Here is a 25,585-nt window from a genome sequence, read left to right on the forward strand (position 1 = left end):
TCGAAGGCATCGCTGGCTGAGCCATGCCGGCGAGTGTCGCGGGCGAAGATCGAGACGCGCCGCGCCCCGGCCACCGCGGCGATCGTCGCGGTACAGGCATAGGCCCCGGTAGCGGCCTCGGTGACCACGCTCAGCCCGTTGAGATCCAGTTCCAGGGCCTCGACGCGGCGCAGGATACTGGCAAGCATCGCCGGAAGGTCGTCTTGCTCTCCCCGGGCGCTATCGCGGTCAAAGCGTTGCACGATTCCCTCACGCCCGCCGGCGCAAATGGTGGGCCGGATTTTGTCCGTCGATCGATTCAATCAGGGTGTCGACGATCCGCCGCGCATCGGTTTCGGTCATCTGTGCGAAAAGCGGCAACAGAAGGGAGTGGTCGCGCGCCGCCTCCGAACGCGGCAGCGGCCGGACCGGCAGGTCCGCGTAGGACGGTTCCAGATGGATGCACATGATGCCGCGGCGGGTGGCAATGCCCCGGTCAAGCATTCCCTGCATCACGGCCCGCTGATCGAGCGCGGGATCGAGCGCCACGCAATAGCTCTGCCAGTTGGACCGCGCCCAGGCCGGCTCAACCGGCGCGCGCACGCCGGCGATATCCCCGAGCAGATCGGCATAGAGATTGGCCAAGGACCTCCGCCGTTCCACGATCCCGTCAAGGCGCTTCAGTTGCTCTCGGCCAATGGCGGCCTGCACATCGGTCATGCGATAGTTGAATCCGCGCACAGGATAGGCTTCGAACAGGACCGTGGGACTGGCGTGGCGCAGCGTATCGGGGACCGACATTCCATGCTGCCGCCACAGTCGGAACCGCGCGTCCCATTCGGGATTGGTCGTGGTCAGCATGCCGCCATCGCCCACGGTCAGAACCTTGCGGGGATGGAACGAAAAGCAACAGATGTCACCGTGTGGCCGGCCGATCGGCTGCCACGCGCCATCCAGCCGGATCTCTGAACCAATGGCGCAGGCGGCGTCCTCGATCACGGGCAAGCCATGCTCGCGGGCGATCGCGACGATCGCAGCGAGATCGCAGGGCATGCCGATCTGATGCACGCAAAGGATCGCCCGCGTCCGAGGGGTTATCGCCGCCTCGATCTCGGTGGGGTCGATATTGAAACCGACCGGTTCGATATCCACGAAGACCGGTACCCCGCCACAATGCGTGATGGCGTTGGCGGAGGCGATGAAGGTGTGGCTCACCGTCACCACTTCGTCGCCGGGCCCGACGCCAACGGCGAGTAGTGCGAGATGCAGCGCGACCGTGCAGTTCGAGACCGCGCAGGCATGCGGGGTCCCGACGCGGGTGGCGAAATCCTGCTCGAAGGCGGCGACCTGGGGACCTTGGGTCAGCCATCCGGAGGCGATCACGGCGCTGGCGGCCTCGGCCTCCTCGCGACCAAGGAACGGTTTGGCGATCGGGATCATGCCGCCGAGTCCTGCGCGGCGCGCGTCTCCGAGCGCCACCAGTCGACCAGGTCACGAATGCCGGTATCCAGCCCGATTCCGGGACGGAACCCGAGAGCCGACGACGCCGCCTCGCCCGATGCGAGCCGCCGCGGCACGGGGTTGACCGAGCGCTCGGCCTCGTGGATCGGCTCGAGTTCGGGACGCCCCATCGCATTGGCGAGAACGCGTGCCAGGTCGAGCAGCGAGGTCTCGGTTTCGCTCCCCACGTTGAAGACCGCGTCGTCGACGTCCGCGCGCGCCGCCAGGATGTTCGCCCGCGCGACGTCCCGGACATCGACCATGTCCATGGTCTGCGATCCGTCCCCGAAGATGATCGGCGGCAGGCCGGCTTCGATGCGCTCCATCCAGCGCACCATCACCTCCGTGTAGCGACCGTGAATGTCCATGCGAGGGCCGTAGACATTGAAGTATCGCAGGGCCACGTACCTGAGCCCGTACATGTCGTTGAAGGATCGGAGCAGCCCCTCGCCAAAGGATTTGGCGGCCCCGTAGAGTGTGCGGTTGGCGTAAGGGTGGTGGCCTTCGGTGGTCGGGAACTGCTCGGCCATCCCGTAGATCGACGCGGACGAGGCCATGATGACCCTCTCCACCTCCTGCTCCGCGCAGAGACGCAGAAGATCGTAGGTCGCGCCGACCATGACCCCCATCGCCGCGTCGGGTTCGGCGGCGCAGTGCGTGATGCGCAGGGCCGCCTGATGATAGACCACGTCGCACCCTGCGACGAGGCGCGCCATCAGGGCCGCGTCGCGGATGTCGCCCTCGATCAGCTCCACCGGCCCATTGGCTATCGCGCTTGCCAAGTTGGCCGCGCGACCGCGGATCATGTTGTCGACGACGACCACGCGCGCGCAATCGGCATCGATCAGCTGGTCGACGATATGGGAGCCCACAAAACCGCTCCCGCCCGTCACAAGCACCGTCTTGCCAGCCAGCCTGTCCCGTGTCTCGGCCATCTCCCCGCTCCTCATGCCGTGTTGGCCAGCCGCGAGACGGCCAGTTCGTTCACCGCGGCGACGACGGTCGTCGCGTCCCGGGTGGAAAGCTCGGGATAGAGCGGCAGCGACAGGGTCTCGCGCGCGAGCGCCTCGGCGTGCGGAAAGTCCCCGGCTCGGTAGCCGAGGGACCCGTAGGCGGGCTGCAAGTGGACCGGCACCGGATAGTGCAGGTTCGTCGCCACGCCCGCCTCGGCCAACCCCGCGCGCAGCGCGTCGCGATCCGTCGCACGGATGGCATAGACATGCGCCGCGTGGTCGGCCCCGATCGGGCCGACGGCGCGCTCAATTCCGGCGGCCAGGCCACCATGGTACAGGTTGCCTATCCGACGCCGCGCCGCGTTCCACTCATCGAGATGACCGAGCTTCACCCCGAGCGCCGCGCCCTGGATGGCGTCCATCCGGTAGTTGAAGCCGTGCCGCACATGATTGTAGCGGCCTTCCTGACCCCAGTCCCGCAACGATCGGGCTTTCTCGGCGAGGTCGTCGCGATCCGTGACGAGCGCGCCCCCCTCGCCGCAGGCGCCAAGGTTCTTTCCCGGGTAGAAGCTGAAGCAGCCGGCTTCGCCGAAGGTGCCCGCCCTGCGTCCGCCCCGCTCGGCCCCATGCGCCTGGGCCGCGTCCTCGATGACGACCAGCCCGTGCCGGCGGGCAACCGCCAGGATCGCCGTCATGTCGGCCAGGCGCCCGTGCAGATGCACCGGCAGCACCGCCTTGGTGCGCCGTGTGATCGCGGCTTCGATCTTGCCGGGATCCATGGTCCAGGTCCGGGGGTCGATGTCGACAAACACCGGCTTCGCGCCCGCGTAGAGGATGGCCGCGGCCGTGGCGACGAAGGTCGCCGGAACGGTGATGACCTCGTCGCCGGGGCCGATCCCGGCCGCCAGGAGGGCGATATGCAGCGCCGAGGTGCCGCTGTTCAGGGCCACCACGTGCCGCGCGCCGCAATAGGCCGCGAAGTCGCGCTCGAACGCCTCCACCGGGGCGCCAAGCACATGGCCGCAACTGCGAAGTGCCTCGAGCACCGCGGCCTCGAGCTCTGGCGCGATGGTGCGATATTGCGCTCGCAGATCGAGAAACGGGATCATGATGCCTTCTGCATTTCGCCGCCGAGTTCAATCGCCTCCCCGCGCCGCAGTGCCGAGCGGCTCGCGGCGTCGAGCAGTTCGACAACGCGGAGCCCGCTCCGCCCATCATTGACGGGTGTCTCGCCGGTATCGATGCACCGAGCGAACTCCTGTACCTCGGAGACCAGAGCCTCCTTGGGGGAAAGCGCGGGCGCCCACATGTCGCCGAGCCGGTACGAGATCATCCGCTCGTATGTCGCCTTCGGATCGTCGGACAATGCGATGCCGCGATCGTAGACCTTGACCTTCTCGCTCGCTTGCATGTCGTCGTAGACGACCATGCAACGACTGCCTCCGATCAGGGTCTGCCGGATCTTTACCGGCGCCAGCCAGTTGACGTTCAGATGCGCCATTGCCCCGTTGTCATAATAGACCGAGAGATGCGCCATGTTCTCCGGCCGCCCGGGCACGAACCGCGCGGCGCTGGCCGAGATCGCAACCGGACGCGCATCGAGGAGAAAATCCATGATCGCGAGGTCATGGACCGCGAGATCCCATATGACGTTGATATCGCTCTGGAACAGTCCGAGGTTCACTCGTGTGGAATCATAGTAGTAGATGTCGCCCAGCTTTCCGCTGGTGATGAGGTCGCGAATGGTGCGCACGGCGCCGGTATAGATGAAGGTGTGATCGACCATCAGAACGCGCGCCCGGCGCGCGGCCTCGTCGATCAGCCGCGCCGCCTGGATCGGGGTCTCGGCCATGGGTTTTTCGACCAGCACGTGCTTTCCGGCCCGCAGCGCCGCGAGCGCGAGCTCGAAATGCGTCCGGACCGGCGTCGCGATCATGACCGCGTCCACCAGCGGGTCTTGAACAAGCTCGCGCCAATCGTCGGTCAACCGCGCGGAGGGATGGCGCCGCCCGGCACGCCCCAGAGCCGCGCCCGAGCTGTCCGCGATCATCTCGACCGTGGCCATGTCGGTTTCGGCTACGGCTCGGGCCAGGTTGGGTCCCCAGTACCCGTAGCCCAGCACGCCGACGCGGATCACCGGGCGGCCGCGCGTGGGCGCGCCTCGACAGGCTCCGCGGATCGTCGCAGTTCATTGGGATGCGACCCGTCGGTGCGATGCGTGCGAACATCGCCGATCACGCGCGCGGGATTTCCGGCGACGATGGCGTGCGCCGGAACGTCGCGGGTCACGACCGCGCCGGCGCCAACCAGGGCCTGCTCCCCAATGGTCACGCCGCAGATGATGGTGGCGTTCGAGCCGATCGCGGCGCCACGCCGCACGACAGTGTTCGTGCACTCCCAGTCGCCGTCGCGTTGCAGGGTCCCGTCTTCGTTGGTTGCGCGCGGCAGGAGACCATTCGTGAACATCACCCCGTGCCCGACGAACACCTCGTCTTCAATTGTCACGCCCTCGCAGACGAAGGAATGTGACGAGATCTTGCAGCGCCGGCCGATAGTGCTGTTTTTCTGGATTTCGACGAAGGGGCCGATCCGGCTTCCTTCGCCGATGCTGCAGCCGTAGAGGTTGACGAGGTCGGGATGGGCAATGCCGACGTCGCTCTGCAGATCACATGAAACAACTGGCATCAAATCACCCCCGAAGACTCAAAAAAACCAGAGATCCCATTACTCGTTTAGTCTGTTGGAGCCGGTGTGAGACCCGCTCCAAATGGTCACTGACCCAAAGGACAATGGCCGCATGCGCTCCCCGTCGGGGCGATTCGCCCGACGACCAGGAAATCGGGCCAATTCAAGACGCTGGAGTCGAAGGGCCGCATTGTCGGATCGAACGTCGCTCTCAGACCGCGCGCGCGTGGTCCCATGCCTCGATCGCAGCGGGTCGCTGCGTGGACAGCACGGATTCGAAGTATCCGATCGTTGTGATCAGTCCGTGATCGAGGTCCACCGCGGGTTCCCAGCCGAGAGCGGCGCGCGCCTTTGCAATATCCGGCTGGCGCTGAACCGGATCGTTCTCGGGCAACGCGCGCTGGACGATCTCGGACCTGGATCCCGTGAGATCGATCACTTTCAGCGCCAGCTCCAGGATGGTGAATTCACCCGGGTTTCCGAGGTTGAATGGTCCGGTCACGGCGGCGGGCGAGGCCATCATCCGGACAAGGCCCTCGATCAGATCATCGACGAAGCAGAAACTGCGCGTCTGGCTGCCATCGCCGTAGATGGTGATCGGATCGCCCCTCAAGGCCTGGACGATAAAATTCGAAACGACGCGACCGTCGTCCGGGCTCATGCGCGGACCGTAGGTGTTGAAGATTCGGACCACCTTGATCGGCAGGCGATGCTGCCGATGATAGTCGAAGAACAGAGTCTCGGCGCAGCGCTTTCCTTCGTCGTAGCAGGAGCGCGGACCGATAGGATTGACGTTGCCCCAGTAGTCTTCTCGCTGCGGATGCTGCGTGGGGTCGCCATAGATCTCGGACGTGGATGCCTGAAGGATCTTGACCCCGATCCGCTTGGCAAGGCCAAGCATGTTGATTGCGCCATGCACCGAGGTCTTTGTCGTCTGGACCGGATCCTGCTGATATCGTACCGGCGAGGCGGGGCAAGCAAGGTTGTAGATCTCGTCGACTTCCGCGTAGAGCGGAAATGTCACATCGTGCCGCAGGAGTTCGAAGTTGGGGCGCTCAAGAAGGTGGGCAATATTCGCGCGACGACCCGTGAAGTAGTTGTCGACGCATAGAACTTCATGACCCGCGTTGACCAGCCGGTCGCACAGATGGCTGCCGAGAAAGCCGGCCCCTCCAGTTACCAGGATGCGGCGCGTACCCGACTCTGCCATTCTCAGGTTCCCTTCCACTGGCTCCGCGGCGCTGGCTGAAAAAGAAAGGCGCGGATGGCCCCTGGTTCCGCTTAGTCCGCCTCGCTCAACCTGTCAGCATCCCCAAATGGTCGAGAAATTGATCGTATGGACAGACGACGGGCGGACAACGACGCGTTCGGTCATTCGACGGACTTCGGAATTCTCATCGAGGCTCGGTCAAGGGCGCTGAGCCTGATCGTGCCCAGTTCGTGCTTCAGCATGTCCAGAGTCGCCGCCTTGGATCGACGCGGCGGTCTGCCGACGGCCACCAAGTCTTCGATGCGGAGCGGGGCCAGTTCTTCGAACTTCATCGGCCGGGCAATCCGGGAGCTGACGGGCGTTTCGTTGCGGTCAACCGCCAACTCCGCTAAGCGGGCCCATCGCAGCGCTCCATCCCGGCGCAAGAAGGCCTCGCTGACATGGCGACCCTCGCGGCGGATCCGCGCACGCCGCGAACCGGATGGGAGCTTTGCGATGGTGGGCATTTCGCGCGTGGTGATGCGTCGTAGGGTGGCGAACACGGGTGAAACGGAGCTTGGGGGCGGCGGGCGCATGGGCGAGCCAACGATTTGAGGCTGCATAATAAAATGACGGAATATCAACCGCACCGCCTCTCCGTTGCGCCGATGATGGACTGGACCGATCGCCATTGCCGCGCGTTTCACCGGCGTTTCACGCGCCGGGCGTTGCTCTATACCGAGATGGTCACCACCGGCGCGGTGCTGCGCGGGCCGCGGGAGCGGCTGCTGCGGTTCGCGCGGGAGGAGCATCCGGTCGCGCTGCAGCTCGGCGGCTCTGTCCCGGCCGAGCTTGCCGAGGCGGCGCGGATCGGTCGCGATCTCGGGTTCGACGAGATCAATCTCAATGTGGGTTGTCCCTCGGACCGGGTTCAGTCGGGCTGCTTCGGCGCGGCGCTGATGCGCGAGCCGGCGCTGGTCGCCGACTGCGCGGCCGCGATGGTCGCCGCCGCTGGCCCGGTGCCGGTCAGCGTCAAATGTCGGATCGGCGTCGATGACCAGGATCCGGAGGTGGTCCTGCCCGAATTCCTGCGTCGGGTCGCGGCGGCCGGCGTCGGGCGCTTCGCCATCCATGCGCGCAAGGCCTGGCTCCAGGGTCTCAGCCCCAAGGAGAACCGCGAGATCCCGCCGCTCGATCATGACCTCGCGCGGCGGATGAAGGTGGCGTTCCCCGGGCTCGAGATCGCGATCAACGGCGGGATCACCGACCTTGACATGGCCGAGGCGTTTCTCGCGCGGGGGCTCGACGGCGTGATGATCGGCCGGGCGGCCTATCACAATCCGGCGCTGCTCGGCGCGGTCGATCGCCGGGTCTTCGGAGGCGCGACCCCGGATGTCGCCGCCGAGGACGCGGTGCGGGCCATGCTGCCCTATATCGAGGCGGAGTTGCGGGACGGCGCGGAGCTCCCGCGCATCACGCGCCACATGCTCGGGGCGTTCCAGGGTCGTCCGGGTGCGCGCGCCTGGCGCCGGATGCTCTCGGAACGCGCGCATCGCGCGGGCGCGGGCCCGGAGCTCGTCGAGCGCGCCCTCGCCGAAGTGACTGGCGCGGGCGATCAGGTCAATGTGGGGAACGCCACTCCGGACCTTCAGCCGAGATAGGCGCGGAGGGCGGGGGGCGGGTCGGCGAGGAGCGGGCCGGTGGCGGCCGGCGGTGCGACGGCGCCGTCCATGACGAGGACGGTCTGCTCGGCGATGCGCAGCGCGTCGCGGGGGTCGTGGGTAACCATCAGCAGCGTCGCCCGCTGTTCGGCGCGGATGCGGGCGACGAGGTCGAGCATCTCGGCGCGGAGCGCGGGGCCGAGGGCGGCGAAGGGTTCGTCGAGCATCATGATCGGCCGGTCGCGCAGCAAGGCGCGGGCGAGGGCGACGCGCTGGCGCTCGCCGCCCGAAAGCTGACCCGGCAGGCGGCGGTCCATCCCGGCGAGCCCGACGGAGGCGAGCGCGCCGGCGACGCGGGCCCAGCCGGCGCGATCGAGCCGCAGGTCGGGGCGCAGGCCGAGGCCGACATTCTGCGCGGCGGTGAGATGGGCGAAGAGATTGTGGTCCTGAAAGAGCAGCGTCACCGGCCGCTCGGCGGGTGGCAGGGCGGTGATGTCGCGGCCGTCCCACAGCACATGGCCACGCGCCGGTGCGAGAAACCCGGCGATGACGGCGAGGAGCGTGCTCTTTCCGGCGCCGGACGGGCCGATCAGCGCCGTGGCGCTGCCCGGTTCCAGCGCGATGTCGGCGGTCATGCGCCAGTCGTCCTGGCTGATCTCGAGATTCTCAAGCCGGAGCATGGATCCGCCCCCCGCGATCAAAGATCCAGAAGAGAAGATAGGTGAGGCCGACGAGGACGAGGGCGACGCCGGCCGCGGCTTCCATGCGATAGGCGGCCATCAGTCGCTGCATGAGGAGCGGCAGGGTCGCGACCTCGGGCGGGGCGAAGAGCGCGATCACGCCGAGATCGCCCATGCTGAGCGCGGCCGCGAGCCCGGCGGCGAAGCCCATCGGCCGACGCAGCCGCGCCCAGGTGACGAGGCGGAAGCGCGCCCAGCCGGCGATGCCGAGGCTGTCGGCGAGGCGGCCGTCGAGCGTGCGCGCCGCGCCGAGCGCGGGCAGGAGCGCGCGCAAGGTGAAGGGCAGCGCCATGGCGGCGTTGACCGCCGCCGTCACCGGCAGGGCGAGGGCGAAGGGATCGGCGAGCGGATGCAGCAGGATGAACAGGCCGGTACCGATCACGAAGGGCGAGGCGGCGAGGGTCAGCATGCCGAAGGCCTCGACGCCGCGACCGCCGCCCCGGGCACGGAGCGCGTCGATCAGCGCGGCGAGGCCGAGGCCGAGGCCGACCGCCAGCGCCGCCGAGGCGAGCGCGACCCCGACGCTGCGCAGGGCGGCGATCCAGACCGAGGCCCCCGGTCCGGCGATGAGGGCGGGCAGGCCGCGAGCCACGACGGCGAGAAGCGGCAGGCCGAGAAACAAACCGAGCGCGAGGAGCGCGGCGCCGTCGAGCAGTCGTTGCGCGGGGTGCGCGTCCCAACGTCGCACCGTGCCGCGCAGGCCGCTGTCGAACCGCGCCTCGGCCGCGAGGCGGAGCGCGGCGACGGTGACGGCGCCGCAGAGCGCGAACTGGATGAGGGCGAGCAGCGCGGCGCGGCCGAGGTCGAAATCGAAGCGCAGCGCCTGATAGATCGCGAGTTCCACGGTCGTCGCCCGCGGCCCGCCGCCGAGGGTCAAAGCGACGGCGAAGGAACCAACGCAGAGCAGGAAGACGAGGACAAAGGCGCCGGGCAACACCTCGCGCAGCATCGGCGCCTCGATCCGGCGAAAGATGTCGCGCGGCCCGAAGCCGAGCTGCGCGGCGAGGCGGAACTGCTCGGCCGGAAGGGCGAGCCAGCCCTGCAGGACGAGGCGGGTGACCAGCGGCAGGTTGAAGAACACATGGGCGAGCACCACGCCGGTCAGGCCGTAGATGTCGATCGGCCCGAACCCGGCGGCGCCGAGCCCGTGGCTGACCAGCCCCGCGCGGCCCCAGATCGCGAGGAGGCCGAAGATCGCGACGATGGCGGGCAGCAGGAACGGCGCGCCGAGCAGTGCCACGAAGGCGCCGCGGCCCGGAAAACTCCGCCGGGCCAGCGCCCGGGCGGCGGGCACGGCGAGCGCGACGCTCAGCGCCGCGGAGATCAGCGCCTGGGTGAGCGTGAAGCGCAGCGCCGCCCAGTCGGCGGGACCGAGCGCGCGGCCGGGTTCGGCCCGGAGCGCGAGCGCCAGCAGCGGGCCGAGGGTCAGGGCGGCGACGAGCACCAACGCGAGGCCGCCCCCCGTCCAGACCAGCGCGCCGACCCGCGGCGCTACTTGCTGAGCGCGGCGAGCCATTCGGCCAGCGCCGGATCGCGCAGCTCGCGCGCCTCCTCGGGCGAGAAGAGCAGGGTCTTCTCCGGCCGGGGCAGCGCGGCGAATTCCGGCGGCAGGCCGGCGGCGGGGGTATGGGCGGGATACATCCAGTTGGTGGTCGGGATCACCGACTGGAAATCGTCGCTGAGCATGAAGGCGAGGAACTGCTTCGCAAGCTCCGGCTGGTCGCTGTGGGCGGTCATCGCCGCCACTTCGATCTGGGTATAGTTGCCCTCCTCGAAGATCGCGGCGCGCTTGGTCGCATCCTGCTCGGCGATCTGGTGATAGGCGGGCGAGGTGGTATAGGCGAGCGCCATGTCGACCTCGCCCGACAGGAACAGGCCGTAGCCCTCCGACCAACCGGGCGCCACCGTGACGATGCGTGGCGCGAGACCCTTCCAGATCTCCGGCGCCCTGTCGCCATAGGCGTTCTTGATCCAGAGCAGCAACCCGAGACCGGGGGTCGAGCTGCGCGGATCGAGGATCACGACGCTGGTGTCCGAGGCGATCAGATCGGTGAAGCTCATCGGCGGGTTCGGGAGCTTCGTCTCGTCGTAGACGAAGGCGAAATAGCCCCAGTCGTAGGGCAGGAAGATCGGGTCGGTCCAGTCGACCGGCACGTCGAGCGCCGGCGCCTCGATCCCGTGCGGCGCGAACAGGCCGGTCGCCGTCGCTTCCGCCGTGAGATTGGTGTCGAGGCCGAGCACGATGTCGGCCGGGCTGCGCTCGCCCTCCAGCTTCAGCCGTGACAGCAGGCCGGCGCCGTCGCCCGCGCCGACGAATTTCACCACGCAGCCGCAGCTTTCCTCGAACTTCTTCGCGATGGCGGGACCGGGCCCCCATTCGGCGGTGAAGCTCTCATAGGTGTAGATGGTGAGCTCTGGCTTGTCCTCCGCCAACGCGAGCGAGGCGGTGAGGACGACCGCCGCGGCGATCGGAAGGAAGGGTCGCATCTCTCTCTCCAGGTCCGCGGTCGGAAAGAGAGGGGTGACGGGGGACCGTCGCGCCTTCCCTCCGCCGGTATCAGCCGGTTCAGGTTCAACGGGTCTGCGTCACGCATCTCAGTCCGGCTGTCCGGACACCCCGAGGCAAGGGCGCAACCTAGCGACGCGGCCGGCGAATGCAAGGCGAAAGCCGGGGGGGAGCGCGATTGGCTGTCTGGCCCTCACCTTCGCTTCACGATCTCGACCGCCACCTTTCACCTGCGAGGAGAGGCCGCGCGGCGAGCCGGCTTCGGGTCTATGGCTCCCAGCCCGGGATAGCGGCGGCCTGCCTGATCCAGTCGGACAGGGCTTCGGTCTCGACCGGATCGCCTTCGTGGATATGGAAATAGCGCGCGTTCGCATCCTTCGATGCGACGGGCGGCACCGGGTCGAGCGCGGCGCCGCGAAAGAAGGCGACCTTGATATAGCGGGTGAAGCAGTGAAACGACAGGAACCACCCCTGGCCTGCCACCCCGTAGAAGGGTGAGTTCCAGCGTACCGCCTTTCCGACGCCCGGGACGAGCCGGACAATGAGCGCGTCGAGCTCGCGTCCCGCCGGACGCTTCCAGCCGGGCATGGCGGCGAGATAGGCCTCGACCGGCGCCTCGCCATCGCCCTTGGCGATCCGGGGATTGCCGCCGGAGAGAAGGACCGGCTCGGTTTTGGTCTTGAGCATAAATTTCCGTTCCAAAGCGAGGCCGGCCGATCGACAGGCGGCAAGATACACGGCGATCACGGCATGCCCATTCCGATTTCGAAGATCCCCGGAGAAATCCGGACCCCTCGCGCCCGTCTGGCCCTCTCCGCCCCGATCGGCTAGAGGGCGGAAAAGCCCGGGGGTCCGCCCATGTCGATGAACAGCTTCGGCCATCTCTTCCGCGTCACCACCTGGGGCGAGAGCCACGGGCCGGCGCTCGGCTGCGTGGTGGACGGCTGTCCGCCGGGCATCGGCCTGACCGAGGCGGACATCCAGCCCTGGCTCGACGCGCGCAAGCCCGGCCAGAACCGCTTCACCACCCAGCGGCGCGAGGAGGACGCGGTCGAGATCCTGTCCGGCACCTTTCAGGGCGTCACCACGGGCACGCCGATCAGCCTGATGATCCGCAACACCGACCAGCGCTCCAAGGACTATGGCGAAATCGCCGAGAAATTCCGGCCGGGGCACGCCGACATCACCTATTTCCAGAAATACGGCCTGCGCGACTATCGCGGCGGCGGGCGGTCGAGCGCGCGCGAGACGGCGGCGCGGGTCGCCGCCGGGGCGGTGGCGCGCAAGGCGCTGGCGGCGCTGGCGCCGGGGGTGACGATCCGGGGTGCGATGACCCGCATGGGGGCGCTCGCGGTCGATCCGGCGGCCTGGGACTGGGACGAGGTGGCGCGCAATCCCTTCTGGTGCCCGGATGCCAAGGCGGCTATGGCCTGGGCCGACTATCTCGACGCCTTGCGCAAATCCGGCAATTCGATCGGCGCGGTGGTCGAGGTCCGGGCAGGCGGCGTGCCCGCCGGCCTTGGCGCGCCGATCTATGCCAAGCTCGACAGCGACCTCGCCGCCGCGCTGATGACGATCAACGCGGTGAAAGGGGTGGAGATCGGCGCCGGCTTCGCGGCGGCGGAACTGACCGGCGAGGACAATGCCGACGAGATCTTCATGGGCAACGACGGACCGCGGTTTTCCTCGAACCACGCCGGCGGCATTCTCGGCGGCATTTCCAGCGGTCAGGACATCGTCGCGCGCTTCGCGGTGAAGCCGACCTCCTCGATCCTGAAGCCGAGGCGCACGATCAACCTGCGCGGCGAGGAAACGGAAATCGTGACCAAGGGCCGGCACGACCCCTGCGTCGGCATCCGCGCGGTGCCGGTCGGCGAGGCGATGCTCGCCTGCGTGCTGATCGATCATTTCCTGCTCCACCGGGGCCAGATCGGCGCGGCGGGCGGGGTCATCGGCGACTGAACCGGGCGGCGAGTTCGACATGGCCGGACCAGCGGAACTGATCGACCGTCTGGACCCAGTCGAGCGCATATCCGCCGGCGACGAGAAGGCCCGCGTCGCGGGCGAAACTGACGGGATCGCAGGAGATCATCGCGACGCGCGGCACGGCGGCGCGGGCGAGTTGGCCCGCCTGCGCCTCGGCGCCCGCGCGCGGCGGGTCGAGGACGACGGCGTCGTAGCGGTTGAGCTCCGCGGCGAGCAGCGGGCGGCGGAAGAGATCGCGGCGCTCGACCGTGACGCGGCGAAGGCCTGGCGTCTGGCGCGCACCGGCGTCGAGCGCCGCGAGCATCCTGGCCTCGCCCTCGACGGCATGGATCTCGGCGCCCTCGGCCAATGGCAGCGAGAAGGTGCCACAGCCGGAAAAGAGATCGGCGATCCGCCGCGCGTCGCCGACCGCCGCGCGCGCCGCCCCGGTCAGCGCCGCTTCGCCTTCCGCGGTCGCCTGAAGGAAGGCGCCCGGCGGGGGCGTGACATGCGCCGCGCCGAAGCGCTGGAACGGTGGGCGGCGCAGGGCGGCGGTCTCGCCGTTCCAGGTCAGCCGCGCGAGATCGGTGGCTTCCGCCAGCGCCGCCAGCCGCGCGCCGAGGTCGGCCTCGAGCGGCTTCGCGCCGCCGACGTCGATATCGAGCCCGGCGGGGCCGCTGGTGACACCGAGCCGGATCGTGCCGCCCCGGCCGGCGCCGAGCCCGGTCAGCTCGGTCAGCACCGGCTTCGCCGCGAGCAGTTCGGGCCGGACCAGCGGGCATTCGACGACATCGATCACCGCGTCGGAGCGGCGCGCGCGAAAGCCGATCGCGACCGTCTTTCGCGTGCGATGCCCGGCGAAGGTCGCCCGGCGCCGCGACCGCGGCGGCGAAGTCAGCGTCGGACGCAACTCGGCCGACAACCCGCGCGCGGCGAGCGCGCGACCCACGGCGTCGCGCTTCCAGTTCGCGAGAAACGCGTCCGAAGCATGTTGCAGCGCGCATCCGCCGCAGGTGCCGAAATGCCGGCAGACCGGCGCGGTCCTGTCGGGCGAGGGCGCGAGGATCTCTCCGACCCGCAGCGTCCCGCCGTCCAGCACACCGCGCACCACCTCGCCCGGCAGCGTGAAAGGGGCGCGAACCGGCCCGGCGAGACCGTCGCCTTCGAGTCCGAGACGCTCGATGCTGATCGCCTGCGTCGGATCGAAAGTCGGTCTTTCCATTTCGGCCACTTTCACGGGAAACCCGGGCGCTTTATCTTCGCAGCGTGAAGGATTCAACGGAGAGTATCATGACAACGCCAGTCGCGCCCGGCACAAGGGTCGGGCATGTGCATCTGAAGGTGGCCGATCTCGACCGGGCGATCGCCTTCTATTCGGGCGTGCTCGGTTTCGAGTTGCAGCAGAAATACGGCGATCAGGCGGCCTTCCTGTCGGCGGGCGGCTATCATCACCATATCGGCCTCAATACCTGGGAGAGCCGCGGCGGCCGGCCGCCGGCGCCCGGTACCACCGGCCTGTTCCACACCGCCTTTCTCTATCCGACGCGCGCCGATCTCGCCGACGCCCTGCGCCGGCTGACGGCGGCGGGCATCCGGCTCGATGGCGCCTCGGATCATGGCGTGTCGCAGGCGCTCTATCTCCGGGATCCCGACGGCAACGGCGTCGAGCTCTACTGGGATCGTCCGGAAACGGAATGGCCGCGCGACAGGGACGGAAAGCTCGCCATGGTGACCGAGCGGCTGGATTTGCGGGCGCTGCTGGCCGAGGCCTGATCGCGTTTGCGCGCGGCGATCAGATACTCGGTATTGCCATCGCCGCCGAGGATCGGGCTGACCGCGATGTCGATCACCTCCCAACCCTCGGACCGTAGGAAGCGGGCGACCGCTTCGCGCGCCTCGGCGATGGCAAAGGCGTCGCGGACCAATCCGCCCTTGCCGACGAAGGCGGGGCCGACCTCGAACTGCGGCTTGATCAGCGCGACGAGCGTGGCCCCGGCGCGTGCCAGGGCGAGCGCCGGGGCCAATGCCTTGGTGAGCGAGATGAAGGACAGGTCAGCGACGATCCAGTTCGGCTCCGGCACATGCTCGGGCGTGATGTCGCGGGCGTTCAGCCCCTCGATCAGCCGCAGGCGCGGTTCGCCGCGGAGGCGACTCGCGAGTTGGCCATGGCCGACGTCGATCGCCCAAACCTCGGCCGCGCCGCGCTCAAGCAGAATCTCGCTGAAGCCCCCGGTCGAGGCCCCGAGGTCGAGCGCCACCGCGCCCGCGGGATCGAGCCCGAAGCTGTCGAGCGCGTGGCGCAGCTTCAGCGCCCCGCGCGAGACGTAGGGGTTAGGTTCCCCGGTCAGCACCAGCGCGGCGCCGCGCGCGACCTTCTGCGCCGGCTTGCTCGCCGCCGCGCCATCGACGCGGACGACCCCGGCCTCGATCAGCGCCCGCGCCCGGGTCCGGCTGTCGGCGAGCCCCGCCGTCACCAGCGCCTGGTCGAGCCGCGCCGCCTCTTCACCCATGTTGTTCATGTCAACCTACCTTCCCCGCGCCCGCGGGGACTTCCCACGAGGCCGGGATCTGACCGAATACCCTGCCACATTCGCGACGCCAAGCCGCGGACCGAACACATGGCCGCTACTCGGCCGCGAGATCGATGAAGCCGCCGGACTGGCGGTTCCAGAAGCCGGCATAGAGTCCGCCCCGCTTCAGGAGCCCGGGATGCGTGCCCTCCTCGACGATCCGCCCGGCGTCGAGCACCACGATGCGGTCCATGCGGGCGATCGTCGACAGCCGGTGGGCGATGGCGATCACCGTCTTGCCCTCCATCATCGTGTCGAGCGTGTCCTGGATCGCCGCCTCGACCTCGCTGTCGAGCGCCGAGGTCGCCTCGTCGAGCACCAGAACCGGCGCGTTCTTCAGGATCACCCGCGCGAGCGAGATGCGCTGACGCTGGCCGCCGGAGAGTTTCACCCCGCGCTCGCCGAGATGCGCCGCGTAGCCCTCGCGCCCCTTGAAGTCGCGCAGGCCGAGGATGAAGTCATGCGCCTCCGCCCGGCGGGCCGCCTCGAACACCTCCTCGTCGGTGGCGTCCGGCCGGCCGTAGCGGATGTTCGCCAGAGCCGAGCGGTTGAACATCGCGGTTTCCTGCCGGACCATGCCGATCTGGGCGCGCAGCGCATCCTGGGTCAGGTCGCGGATATCCACCCCGTCGAGCAGGATCCGCCCGCCCTCGACTTCGTAGAGCCGCAGCAGCAGCGAGACCGCCGTGGTCTTGCCCGCGCCCGAGCGGCCCACCAGAGCCACCCGCTCGCCCGGACGGACATGGAGGTCGAAATCCTCGAGCGCGGCCCGCCGACGGCCGTAGCCGAAGCGCACATGGTCGAAATCGACCGCCCCGCGCGAGGTCTCCGGTGTCCGGGCGTGGGCCGCGTCGACGATGCCGTGTGGCGGCGTCAGGGTGAGAATCCCGTCCTCGATCTCGCCGATATTGGCGAAGATGCCCATCGCCGTCATGCTGACCCAGCCCGACATCTGCGCGATGCGCGTGGCGATCAGGCCCGCCGTCGCGATGTCGCCCGCCGTGGCGGCGCCGCGGCTCCAGAGAAAGAGCGCGCCGCCGATCAGCATCACCGGCAGCGCGCCGGCCAGCGTCATCAGCCAGAAGCGGAACGCCGCCGAGGTGGCGCCGAAATCGATCGCCGCGCCGCGATAGCTCGCGAGCGCGCGCAAGGTCGCCTGATCCTCGTGCGCGCCATGGCTGAAGAGCTTCACCGTGGCGATGTTGGTGATCGTGTCGACCACCTGCCCGGTGACGATGGCGCGCGCCGCCGCGCGATCGGTCGAGGTCGCGCGGATACGGGGCATGTAATGCCGGATCAGCAGCGCGTAGCCGCCGAGCCAGGCGATCATGCCGAGCGACAGCCAGAGGTTCACGCCCGCCATCACCGCGACCGCGCCGACGATCGCCGTCACGGCGAGGCCGAGGGTATTGACCGTTTCGCTGACCGCCTCGGTGATGGCGCGGGCGGTCTGCTGCTGCTTCTGGGCGATGCGGCCGGCGAAATCGTCGTCGAAGAAGCTGAGCGACTGGCCGAGCGTGTGCCGGTTCAGCCGGGCGAGCACCAGCGGAAACAGGTTCGGCCCCAGCGTCAGCGCGTTGATCGCGGCGCCGGTGCCCATCAGCGTCGGGCGCAGCACGAGGAAGAAGCCGAGCGCGGCCAGCAGCAGCGGCCATGTCTCGGCGATGAGCGCCTCCGGCCCGTGCGACTGGGCGAGGTCGATCAGCCAGCCGATCACCGCCGCCGAGCCGACCTCCGTCGCGCCGACCGCGATCGAGATCGCGAGGCCGAAGAAGATCGCCGGCAGCGCCCCCCTCAGCGCCCAGCGCATGAAGCGCCAGAAGCCGTCGGGCGGCGGTCCCTCCGCGTGCGCGGTGGAATCGATGAGATTGGAGAAGCCCCTCATTCCGCCGCCTCGAGATTGATGAAGCCGCCGGACTGGTGGTTCCAGAACTTGGCATAGAGCCCGTTCCGGGCCAGCAGGGCGGCGTGGGTTCCCTGCTCGGCGATCCGGCCGGCGTCGAGCACAACGATCCGGTCCATGCGCGAGATGGTCGAGAGCCGGTGCGCGATGGCGATCACCGTCTTGCCCTCCATCACGCCATAGAGCGTCTCCTGGATCGCCGCCTCGACCTCGCTGTCGAGCGCCGAGGTCGCCTCGTCGAGCACGAGGATCGGCGCGCCCTTCAGGATCACCCGGGCGAGGGCGATGCGCTGCCGCTGGCCGCCCGACAGCTTCACTCCGCGCTCGCCCACCTGCGCGTCGTAGCCGGCGCGGCCGGCGCGGTCGGTCAGTCCGAGAATGAAGTCATGCGCCTCCGCCCGCTTCGCCGCCGCGATCATCTCGGCCTCGGTCGCGTCGGGTCGCCCATAGAGGATGTTCTCCCGCACCGACCGGTGCAGGAGCGACGGGTCCTGCGTTACCATGCCGATCTGGCGCCGGAGCGAATCCTGCGTCACCGCGCGGACATCCTGCCCGTCGATCCGCAGGGCGCCGCCCTCGGTATCGAAGAAGCGCAGGATGAGATTGACCAGCGTCGACTTGCCGGCGCCGGAGCGGCCGACGAGCCCGACCCGCTCGCCCGGCCGGATGGTCAGCGAAACACGGTCGAGCCCGCCCGAGCCGCGGCCGTAGTGATGGCGCACATCGTCGAACACGACTTCCCCTTCGGTGACCGCGAGTTGGGTCGCCGTCGGCGCGTCCTTGAGCTCGATCGGAGCGGTGATGGTTTCCATGCCTTCCTTGATCACGCCGACGTTCTGGAACAGCGACGACAGCGACCACATGATCCAGCCGGTCATGGCGTTCAGCCGCAGGGTCAGGGCCGAGGCGGCCGCGACCGTTCCGATCGTCGCTATTCCAACCTGCCACAGATAGAGCGCGTAACCGATGACGGCCACGATCAGGAATCCGTTTATCACCGTCAGGCCGAGATCCATCAGCGTGAAGATCCGCATCTGCCGCGCGAAGGCCTGGCGGGCGGTCTCGATCGCCTCGCCGGCGTAGGCTTCCTCCGAACGGGTATGCGCGAACAGCTTCACCGACTGGATGTTGGTGTAGCTGTCGACGATCCGCCCGGTGATCGCCGAGCGGGCGTCGGAAAACGCCTCCGAGGCGGCGCCGACCCGCGGGATCGTCCAGGTGACGAGCCAGACATAGAGGACGAGCCAGACCGCGAGCGGCGCCGCCAGCCGGGCATCGGTGTCCGAGAGCAGCCAGAGCGCGCCGATGAGATAGATCGCGGCGTAGACCAGCGCGTCGAAGGTCTGGAACGTCGCCTCGACCACCGCCGGCGCGGTCTGCATCAGCCGGTTGGCGATGCGCCCGGCGAAATCATTCTGGAACCAGCCGACCGACTGGCGCAGCACATGGCGATGGCTGCGCCAGCGCACCAGCGTCCCGAGGTTCGGCATCAGCGACTGGTTGAGGAAGGCCGCGCTGAGCGTCTGGATCAGCGGCCGCAGGAACAGGATGAACACCGCGACCAGCCCGAGCTCGATCCCGTGCCGCGACCAGAGCGCGCCCGGCTCCGTCTTGCCAAGCAGGTCGACCAGCCGCCCGGCGTACCAGATGAGCAGGATCTCGATGATCGCGACCGCGAGGATGGCGAGCGTCGTCCAGACGAGCACCCAGCGCGCCGGCCGCACATAGGCGAGGATGTAGGGCCAGAACCGGTTCGGTGGCGCGTCGGTGTCGCGATACGGCCCATAGGGATCGACCAGCGACTCGAAAAAACGAAACATGGGGGAGACCTTCGGGAGAAGAACGGGCAAGGAGGGCGGATGAGCACGGGGGCGCGAGCGGCGGCCCCGTCCGGAGCCGGCTTAGAGGCCAGGTTTCCGGAAAATCGCCATGCCAGAACTCCTCGAAGGTGCCGGCGCCTTGTACCGCGGTCGCGGGCGATTGTCACCCCCGTTCAGCGCCGCCACGATTTCAGAGGTCCGGAGAAATCCGAATCCCTCGCGCCCTCGGGACGTTTCCTCCGGGCGCGCGGCCTTGCCGACCTGCCGCTGGCAAGTCGGCAAGGCGCGTCCTCCGTGGATATCTTCGGCGGGTCGGTGAAAATCGAGCGCGGGGTCAAACCCGGTCGCCGCCACGCATGGACAGACACCCGGGGACGTGGCGATAAGCGGGCAATTGGCTGGAGCATGTGATGACCGACGTCGCCGAGAGTGAGAAGACCCGGGCGAAGGACTGGTTCGAGGGATTGCGGGACCGGATCTGCGCCGCTTTCGAAGCGCTGGAAACGGCGCAGGACACCGGCCCCTTCGCCGACCTGCCGCCGGGCCGGTTCGATCGCAGGGAGACGCGGCGCGTCGGCGCGGCGGCGGATGAGGAAGCCGGCGGCGGCGTCATGGCGGTCATGCGCGGCGGCCGCGTGTTCGAGAAGGTGGGGGTCAATGTCTCGACCGTCTTCGGCATCCTCGCGCCGGAGGCGCGGCGCAGCCTGACCGCGCGCAAGGAGATCCCCGGCCTCGACGCCGATCCGCGGTTCTGGGCGAGCGGGATCAGCCTCGTCGCGCATCTGCGCTCGCCACTGACGCCGGCGGTCCATATGAACACCCGCATGTTCTGGACGCCGGCCGGCTGGTGGTTCGGCGGCGGCGCCGACCTCAATCCGATGATCGAGGACCCCGCCGACACCACGCATTTCCACGCCGGGCTCCGGGCCGCCTGCGACGCGCATGATCCCGCCTACTATTCCCGCTTCAAGGCCTGGGCCGACGACTATTTCCTGATCCGCCACTGGAACGAGCCGCGCGGCGTCGGCGGCGTCTTCTACGACGACCTCTGTACCGGCGACTGGGAGGCGGATTTCGCCTTCACCCGCGACATCGGCGCCGCCTTCCTGCCTGCCTACGCGCCGCTGGTCGAGCGTCACATGCGCCGCCCCTGGACCGAGGCGCAGCGCGAGATCCAGCTGGTGAAGCGCGGGCGCTATGCCGAGTTCAACCTCGTCTACGACCGCGGCACCCAGTTCGGCCTCAGGACCGGCCACAATCCGGAGGCGGTGCTCATGTCGTTGCCCCCGGTTGCAAAATGGCCGTGACCGGCGCTCAGAAGAAAAATTCCTCCCGCACGATCTTGCCGGCGTGATCGACGGTGTAGAGAGCGACTTCCTTCATCGCATTGCGCTTGCCGGAGTTGCGGTCGGTCGCGTCGAACTCGAAGATCACCGAGAAGCGGTCGCCGTTGACATAGGGGCCATCGGCGCTGGCGGAATGTACCTCCATCGTGGTTTCCCACCAGTCGTGCTTGCCCTCGATTCCCTTCACGCCCCGCGTTTCACGACTCTCGCCACCCATCGAGACCGCCTCGACCGAGACCGCGTCCGGGGCGTAGAGATCCTTCAATCCCTGCCGCGTGGTCCCGGCCCGGCAATGCCCGACCAGAGCCTCCGCCGTCGCCTTCACGGTCTCGGCCTTTGGTTCCCTGGTATCGACTGACATCGGCTGACCCCTTCGATGTTCGCTAAATGTTCCAATGATTAACGCCGCTCGCCGATTCGTGCAAGCGGGACGGTCCGGGCGGTCAGGGGAGGCTTGCTTTTCCTGAGCGGCTTTGTCAGGATTGGTGCGATCAGCTTGGAGGCGAATCTTCGCGATGTGCTGGCCGTTGGTGGAATCTAGCCTGGATCGCGCCTCGGGGACAGGGGGATCGGAATGATCGTATGTTCCTGCGCCCGTATCTCCGACACGGAAATCCATCAGGCGATCGATTGGATGCGCAACGCGGACGCCTATACCCTGATCACGCCGGGCAAGGTCTTTCGCGCGCTCGGCAAGACGCCGGAATGCGGCGGCTGCGTCCGGCTCTTCATCGACAGCATGCGCCAGAACGACAAGCTCGGCGTTCCGGTCGAACTGCGCAATCTGCGCCGCCGCAAGAGCGTGTCGGTGGTGGAAGACTGATTCCGGTTGGAAGACCGAATTCCGCTTTCGACTTCCGTCACGATCCGCGCCGCTGAGAATCCCGGCCGGCGGTATCGGTCGGCTCAGCCGCGGGCGCGCAGCAGCCGGGCCTTCTCGCGCTCCCAGTCGCGCTTCTTGTCGGTCTCGCGCTTGTCGGCCATCTTCTTGCCCTTGGCGATGCCGAGCTGCAGCTTGGCGATGCCGCGCTCGTTGAAATAGAGCTTGAGCGGCACCAGGGTCATGCCCTCGCGACCGATGCCCTGCCAGAGCCTGGACAGTTCGCGCTTGTTGACCAGCAGCTTGCGCCGCCGCCGCTCCTCATGGCCGAAGCTGCGCGCACGGTCATAGGCCGGGATATAGCCGTTGATCAGCCAGAGCTCGCCCTGCTCGACCGTGGCATAGCTCTCGGCGATATTCGCCTTGCCGGTGCGCAGGCTCTTGACCTCCGAACCTTCGAGCATGATTCCGGCCTCGAGATCATCCTCGATGAAATAGTTGTGCCGCGCCTTGCGGTTCTCGGCGACGATCTTCTGTTTGACGGGGGTCTTCACCATGGCCCGGCCGCTCTAGACCAGCCTCGCCCCCCTGTCCAGTTGGCCGCGCGCGATTGATCCGCCGGCCGCGACGGCCGACCGGACATGCCTAGTTCAGCAGGGCCTAGTTCAGCAGGCCCGCGTGCCGCATCGCGCCGCGCATCCGTTCCTTGGTCGCCTCCTCGAGCGTGACCAGCGGAGAACGCACCTCCTCGGAACATTTGCCGAGCAGCGACATGCCGTATTTCACCGGACAGGGGTTCGGCTCGGCGAAACAGGCGCGGTGCAGCGGCATCAGCCGGTCCTGATAGTCGAGCGCCTTCGCATAGTCGCCGGCGAGCGTCGCCTCCTGGAACTCGGCGCAGAGCCGTGGCGCGACATTGGCGACGACCGAGATGCAGCCCCGCCCGCCATGGGCGTTGAAGCCTAGCGCGCTGCCGTCCTCGCCCGAAAGCTGCAGGAAATCCGCGCCGCAGGTGATGCGCGTGTCAGAGACGCGGGTGATGTCGCCGGTCGCATCCTTCACCCCGACGATACGGGGCAGCTTCGCCAGCTCGCCCATGGTCGCGGGCGTCATGTCGACCACCGAGCGGCCGGGAATATTGTAGATCAGGATCGGCAGATCCACCGCGTCGTGCAGCGTCCGATAGTGGTGATAGAGCCCGCGCTGGTTCGGCTTGTTGTAATAGGGCGTCACCACCAGCGCGGCGGCGGCGCCGACCTTCTTGGCGAACCGCATCAGGCTGATCGATTCCTCGGTGCTGTTGGATCCGGCGCCGGCGATCACCGGCACGCGCCCGGCGGCGGTCCTGACCACGACCTCGACGCAACGCTCGTGCTCCTCGTGGGAGAGCGTCGGCGACTCGCCCGTGGTGCCGACCGCGACCAGCCCGTGGCTGCCTTCCTCGATCTGCCAGTTCACGAGATCGACCAGGGCGCCTTCGTCCAGCTTGCCGTCCGTGAACGGCGTGATGAGCGCGGGGATCGAGCCTCTGAACATGGGTGGGTCCTCCGGGTATCGCAGGCGGCCATTTCGGGCGCTTCGGGGCCGCCCGAAAAGCCGCGCGAACCTAGTCGCGAAAGCCTTTCGCCGCAAGCAGGGGATTGCAGACGGCGGGTACACGTCATGGTATAGTCCGGCGAACGAGAAACGCTTGAGGGGATCGAGCTTGTCGCGCCGCCGCCATCTTCTCGCCGCCATCTTCCTTCTGCTGCCCGGCCTCGCCTCCGCCCAGACCGCGGCCGAGGGCCGGGCGTTCGGACGCGCGCTGGAAATGGCGAAGGCCGACGACTGGGCGGCCGCCTCGGCGCAGGCGGATCGCGCGGCGGGTGCGCTCGGCTCGGACGTGATCGAATGGCTGCGGCTGCGCGACGGCGATGGCGCCTGGACCGACTATCGCGATTTCCTCGCCCGGAACGGCGACTGGCCCGGCCTCGACACCGTGCGGCGCGCGGCCGAGGTGCGCATGCCGCTCGCGCTGCCACCGGCGGAGGTGGTGGCCTTCTTCGGCGCCGCCGCGCCGCTGACCGGGGTCGGCGCGCTGCGGCTCGGCGACGCGCTGCGCGACACCGGACGCGCGGACAAGGCCGAAGCGGTGATCGACACGGCCTGGACCGGCCTCTCCATGACCCGCTCGGAACAGGAGGCGATGGCGCGCGACTGGGCGACGACCGTCGCGCCGCTGAATAGCCAGCGCCTCGACATGCTGCTCTGGCGCGGCCTGACCGGCGAGGCGGAAGGCATGCTGCCGCTGGTCGATGCCGACTGGCAGGCGCTGGCCCGGGCGCGGATCGCGGTGCGCCGCGACGAGGACGGATCGAGCGCGCTGATCAACGGCCTGCCCGCGAAGACGCGCTCCGATCCGGGCCTCGCCTACGAGCGCTATCTTTACCGGGTACGGCAGGGCCGCTGGGACGAGGCGGCGGAATATATGCTGCGCTACTCCACCACCGCCGCGACGCTGGGTCGTCCCGAGATGTGGATGGAGCGCCGCGCCAACCTCGCGCGGGAGGCGCTGCGACGGGGCGAGGTGGCGACGGCCTATGGCCTCGCCGCGAGCAGCCATGGCACCAACGGGTCGGACTATGCCGACGCCGAATGGATGGCGGGCTTCATCGCGTTGACCCGGATGAAGGACCCGGCGCGCGCCATCGGGCATTTCGAGCGGTTCCAGACGCTGGTCTTCACTCCGATCAGCCTCGGGCGGGCCGGCTACTGGCTCGGCCTCGCCCGCGAGGCGGCGGGCGACGAGGACGGCGCGGCCAGGGCGTTCCTCGCCGGCTCCGGCCAGCAGACGAGCTTCTACGGCCAGCTCGCCGCCGAGCGGCTGGGCATCGATTTCGAGGCGCGGTTCGCCAGCGACACGGCGGCGCCGGACTGGCGAACCCAGGCCTTCATGGCCTCCTCCGTTGTCCGCGCCGGCTATCTCTTCATGCTCGCCGGCGAGGACGGTCGGGCCGCGCAGTTCTTCCGCCAAGCCGCGGAAGGGCGAACGCCGGAGACCCGCGCGGCGCTGGCGCAGATGGCGATCGACCTCGGCCGACCGCATATCGGCATCCGCGTCGCCAAGGACGCGGCGCTGGAGGGGATCGTTCTGCCGGCGCAATATTATCCGCTCCATGCCATCGCGCGGCAGGAATGGCCGGTGCCGACCGAACTCGCCATGGCGATCGCGCGACAGGAATCCGAGATGAACCCGGCGGCGGCCAGCGAGGCGGGCGCGCGGGGCCTGATGCAGCTCATGCCCGCGACGGCGAGCGACGTGGCCCGCGCGCGCGGCATCGCCCACGACCCGGCGCGCCTGACCCGCGACCCGATGTACAACGCCCGGCTCGGCACCGCCTATCTGTCGGAGATGCTGGAATATTACCACGGTTCCTACGTGCTGGCGGCGGCGGCCTACAACGCCGGTCCCGGCCGGGTGGACCAGTGGGTGAAGGCCTTCGGCGACCCGCGGGCCGGGGCCGATCCCGTGGTCTGGATCGAGTCGATCCCCTATTCCGAGACGCGCAACTACGTGATGCGGATTCTCGAGGGGATGCAGGTCTATCGCGTCCGCCTTCGCGGAACCCCGATGCCGGTGCAGATCGCCGCGGATATTCGAAAGACGGGCTGACGGAGACCGGAGCTTCGCCGATCACCACCCGGGCCGATGGTCCTCGGCGGCCGCGTCGGCGTCGACACCGGCGGCGCCGCCGCCTATTCTGCGACGAAGTGCGACCTTCGCGTCACGGCGGCGCCCCGCTTCGCCTCGCCGTGCGACGCGCGGGCATGGCCCTGATCCATTTGGCTGAGCGAGGAGACACAAGATGAAGATCAGCGCGCGCAACGTGCTGCCCGGCAAGATCGTCGGACTTATACCAGCCGCCATAAGTCATGACACCTTCGCCCACGCTCGTCTGGAAACGGAGG

Annotated in this window: 25 protein-coding genes and 1 riboswitch; of the genes, 6 read left to right on the plus strand and 19 right to left on the minus strand. The window is 68.7% G+C overall.

Going from position 1 to position 25,585, the window contains the following annotated elements:
• From Q0480_RS11310 to Q0480_RS11345, 8 genes are all read right to left on the minus strand, one after another.
• On the minus strand, positions 1–188 hold a 188-nt coding region (locus Q0480_RS11310), incomplete at its 3' end, for a hypothetical protein (RefSeq protein ID WP_299132997.1).
• A 61-nt stretch (positions 189–249) separates the two neighbouring features.
• Complete coding sequence (locus Q0480_RS11315; RefSeq protein ID WP_299132999.1) at positions 250–1,419, minus strand: DegT/DnrJ/EryC1/StrS aminotransferase family protein; 1,170 nt, start codon at positions 1,417–1,419, stop codon at positions 250–252.
• Complete coding sequence (locus Q0480_RS11320) at positions 1,416–2,414, minus strand: SDR family NAD(P)-dependent oxidoreductase (protein ID WP_299133000.1); 999 nt, start codon at positions 2,412–2,414, stop codon at positions 1,416–1,418. Before Q0480_RS11320 ends, Q0480_RS11315 begins: the two co-directional genes overlap by 4 nt.
• Before the next feature lie 11 nt (positions 2,415–2,425).
• Entirely contained in the window at positions 2,426–3,541 is a 1,116-nt protein-coding gene (locus Q0480_RS11325) for a DegT/DnrJ/EryC1/StrS aminotransferase family protein (RefSeq protein WP_299133001.1), read from the minus strand.
• Positions 3,538–4,569 carry a Gfo/Idh/MocA family oxidoreductase gene (locus Q0480_RS11330; protein WP_299133002.1) on the minus strand — a complete coding sequence of 344 codons (1,032 nt, stop codon included), beginning with the start codon at positions 4,567–4,569 and terminating at the stop codon, positions 3,538–3,540. The genes Q0480_RS11325 and Q0480_RS11330 overlap by 4 nt, the downstream gene beginning before the upstream one ends.
• Complete coding sequence (locus Q0480_RS11335) at positions 4,566–5,117, minus strand: acyltransferase (RefSeq protein ID WP_299133003.1); 552 nt, start codon at positions 5,115–5,117, stop codon at positions 4,566–4,568. Before Q0480_RS11335 ends, Q0480_RS11330 begins: the two co-directional genes overlap by 4 nt.
• Positions 5,118–5,328: 211 nt before the next feature.
• Positions 5,329–6,327: a UDP-glucuronic acid decarboxylase family protein gene (locus Q0480_RS11340; protein WP_299133004.1), complete on the minus strand. Its 999-nt coding sequence runs from the start codon at positions 6,325–6,327 to the stop codon at positions 5,329–5,331.
• Between the two features lie 161 nt (positions 6,328–6,488).
• Positions 6,489–6,659 carry a hypothetical protein gene (locus tag Q0480_RS11345; protein WP_299133005.1) on the minus strand — a complete coding sequence of 57 codons (171 nt, stop codon included), beginning with the start codon at positions 6,657–6,659 and terminating at the stop codon, positions 6,489–6,491.
• A 276-nt stretch (positions 6,660–6,935) separates the two neighbouring features.
• Here Q0480_RS11345 and dusA point away from each other — a divergent pair, with 276 nt between their 5' ends.
• On the plus strand, positions 6,936–7,967 hold the full coding sequence (gene dusA / locus Q0480_RS11350; RefSeq protein ID WP_299133006.1) for a tRNA dihydrouridine(20/20a) synthase DusA: 1,032 nt from the start codon (positions 6,936–6,938) through the stop codon (positions 7,965–7,967).
• Here dusA and thiQ read toward each other — a convergent pair.
• The 4 genes from thiQ to Q0480_RS11370 all read right to left on the minus strand — a co-directional run bounded on the left by thiQ (position 7,955) and on the right by Q0480_RS11370 (position 11,900).
• Entirely contained in the window at positions 7,955–8,647 is a 693-nt protein-coding gene (gene thiQ, locus Q0480_RS11355) for a thiamine ABC transporter ATP-binding protein (protein WP_299133008.1), read from the minus strand. The two genes, dusA and thiQ, sit on opposite strands and share 13 nt — an antisense overlap.
• Positions 8,634–10,223: a thiamine/thiamine pyrophosphate ABC transporter permease ThiP gene (locus tag Q0480_RS11360; protein ID WP_299133009.1), complete on the minus strand. Its 1,590-nt coding sequence runs from the start codon at positions 10,221–10,223 to the stop codon at positions 8,634–8,636. Before Q0480_RS11360 ends, thiQ begins: the two co-directional genes overlap by 14 nt.
• Positions 10,199–11,194 carry a thiamine ABC transporter substrate binding subunit gene (thiB, locus tag Q0480_RS11365; protein WP_299133011.1) on the minus strand — a complete coding sequence of 332 codons (996 nt, stop codon included), beginning with the start codon at positions 11,192–11,194 and terminating at the stop codon, positions 10,199–10,201. Before thiB ends, Q0480_RS11360 begins: the two co-directional genes overlap by 25 nt.
• Before the next feature lie 39 nt (positions 11,195–11,233).
• A riboswitch (TPP riboswitch) is annotated at positions 11,234–11,337 on the minus strand.
• A 143-nt stretch (positions 11,338–11,480) separates the two neighbouring features.
• A complete protein-coding gene (locus Q0480_RS11370; protein ID WP_299133012.1) occupies positions 11,481–11,900 on the minus strand; it encodes a DUF1801 domain-containing protein in 420 nt (139 codons plus the stop codon).
• A gap of 171 nt (positions 11,901–12,071) precedes the next feature.
• Here Q0480_RS11370 and aroC point away from each other — a divergent pair, with 171 nt between their 5' ends.
• Positions 12,072–13,175, plus strand: a complete 1,104-nt coding sequence (gene aroC / locus Q0480_RS11375) for a chorismate synthase (RefSeq protein WP_299133013.1) — start codon at positions 12,072–12,074, stop codon at positions 13,173–13,175.
• On the opposite strand, the gene Q0480_RS11380 is transcribed toward aroC, so the two are convergent.
• Positions 13,162–14,400, minus strand: a complete 1,239-nt coding sequence (locus tag Q0480_RS11380; protein ID WP_299133015.1) for a class I SAM-dependent RNA methyltransferase — start codon at positions 14,398–14,400, stop codon at positions 13,162–13,164. The two genes, aroC and Q0480_RS11380, sit on opposite strands and share 14 nt — an antisense overlap.
• A 68-nt stretch (positions 14,401–14,468) precedes the next feature.
• On the opposite strand from Q0480_RS11380, the gene Q0480_RS11385 reads away from it, so the two are divergent.
• Positions 14,469–14,951 (plus strand): VOC family protein, encoded by a 483-nt coding sequence (locus Q0480_RS11385; RefSeq protein WP_299133016.1) that lies wholly within the window; start codon positions 14,469–14,471, stop codon positions 14,949–14,951.
• Here Q0480_RS11385 and Q0480_RS11390 read toward each other — a convergent pair.
• From Q0480_RS11390 to Q0480_RS11400, 3 genes are all read right to left on the minus strand, one after another.
• Positions 14,849–15,697, minus strand: coding sequence for a TlyA family RNA methyltransferase (locus tag Q0480_RS11390; RefSeq protein WP_299133017.1), 849 nt, complete (start codon positions 15,695–15,697; stop codon positions 14,849–14,851). The two genes, Q0480_RS11385 and Q0480_RS11390, sit on opposite strands and share 103 nt — an antisense overlap.
• A 106-nt stretch (positions 15,698–15,803) precedes the next feature.
• Entirely contained in the window at positions 15,804–17,633 is a 1,830-nt protein-coding gene (locus tag Q0480_RS11395; RefSeq protein WP_299133018.1) for an ABC transporter ATP-binding protein, read from the minus strand.
• Positions 17,630–19,471, minus strand: a complete 1,842-nt coding sequence (locus Q0480_RS11400) for an ABC transporter ATP-binding protein (protein WP_299133019.1) — start codon at positions 19,469–19,471, stop codon at positions 17,630–17,632. The genes Q0480_RS11395 and Q0480_RS11400 overlap by 4 nt, the downstream gene beginning before the upstream one ends.
• A gap of 410 nt (positions 19,472–19,881) precedes the next feature.
• On the opposite strand from Q0480_RS11400, the gene hemF reads away from it, so the two are divergent.
• Entirely contained in the window at positions 19,882–20,778 is an 897-nt protein-coding gene (hemF, locus tag Q0480_RS11405) for an oxygen-dependent coproporphyrinogen oxidase (RefSeq protein ID WP_299133020.1), read from the plus strand.
• 7 nt (positions 20,779–20,785) lie between these two features.
• On the opposite strand, the gene Q0480_RS11410 is transcribed toward hemF, so the two are convergent.
• A complete protein-coding gene (locus Q0480_RS11410) occupies positions 20,786–21,178 on the minus strand; it encodes a SnoaL-like domain-containing protein (RefSeq protein ID WP_299133022.1) in 393 nt (130 codons plus the stop codon).
• 213 nt (positions 21,179–21,391) lie between these two features.
• On the opposite strand from Q0480_RS11410, the gene Q0480_RS11415 reads away from it, so the two are divergent.
• Entirely contained in the window at positions 21,392–21,640 is a 249-nt protein-coding gene (locus Q0480_RS11415; RefSeq protein ID WP_299133024.1) for a (2Fe-2S)-binding protein, read from the plus strand.
• 83 nt (positions 21,641–21,723) lie between these two features.
• On the opposite strand, the gene smpB is transcribed toward Q0480_RS11415, so the two are convergent.
• Positions 21,724–22,194 (minus strand): SsrA-binding protein SmpB, encoded by a 471-nt coding sequence (smpB, locus tag Q0480_RS11420; protein WP_299133026.1) that lies wholly within the window; start codon positions 22,192–22,194, stop codon positions 21,724–21,726.
• A 103-nt stretch (positions 22,195–22,297) separates the two neighbouring features.
• Positions 22,298–23,173, minus strand: a complete 876-nt coding sequence (gene dapA / locus Q0480_RS11425) for a 4-hydroxy-tetrahydrodipicolinate synthase (protein ID WP_299133027.1) — start codon at positions 23,171–23,173, stop codon at positions 22,298–22,300.
• A 169-nt stretch (positions 23,174–23,342) separates the two neighbouring features.
• Between dapA and Q0480_RS11430 the strand changes: the two genes are divergently transcribed.
• Complete coding sequence (locus Q0480_RS11430) at positions 23,343–25,289, plus strand: lytic transglycosylase domain-containing protein (protein WP_299133029.1); 1,947 nt, start codon at positions 23,343–23,345, stop codon at positions 25,287–25,289.
• Positions 25,290–25,585 lie beyond the last annotated feature (296 nt).

Source organism: uncultured Amaricoccus sp., assembly GCF_937891315.1.
Lineage (GTDB): Bacteria > Pseudomonadota > Alphaproteobacteria > Rhodobacterales > Rhodobacteraceae > Amaricoccus.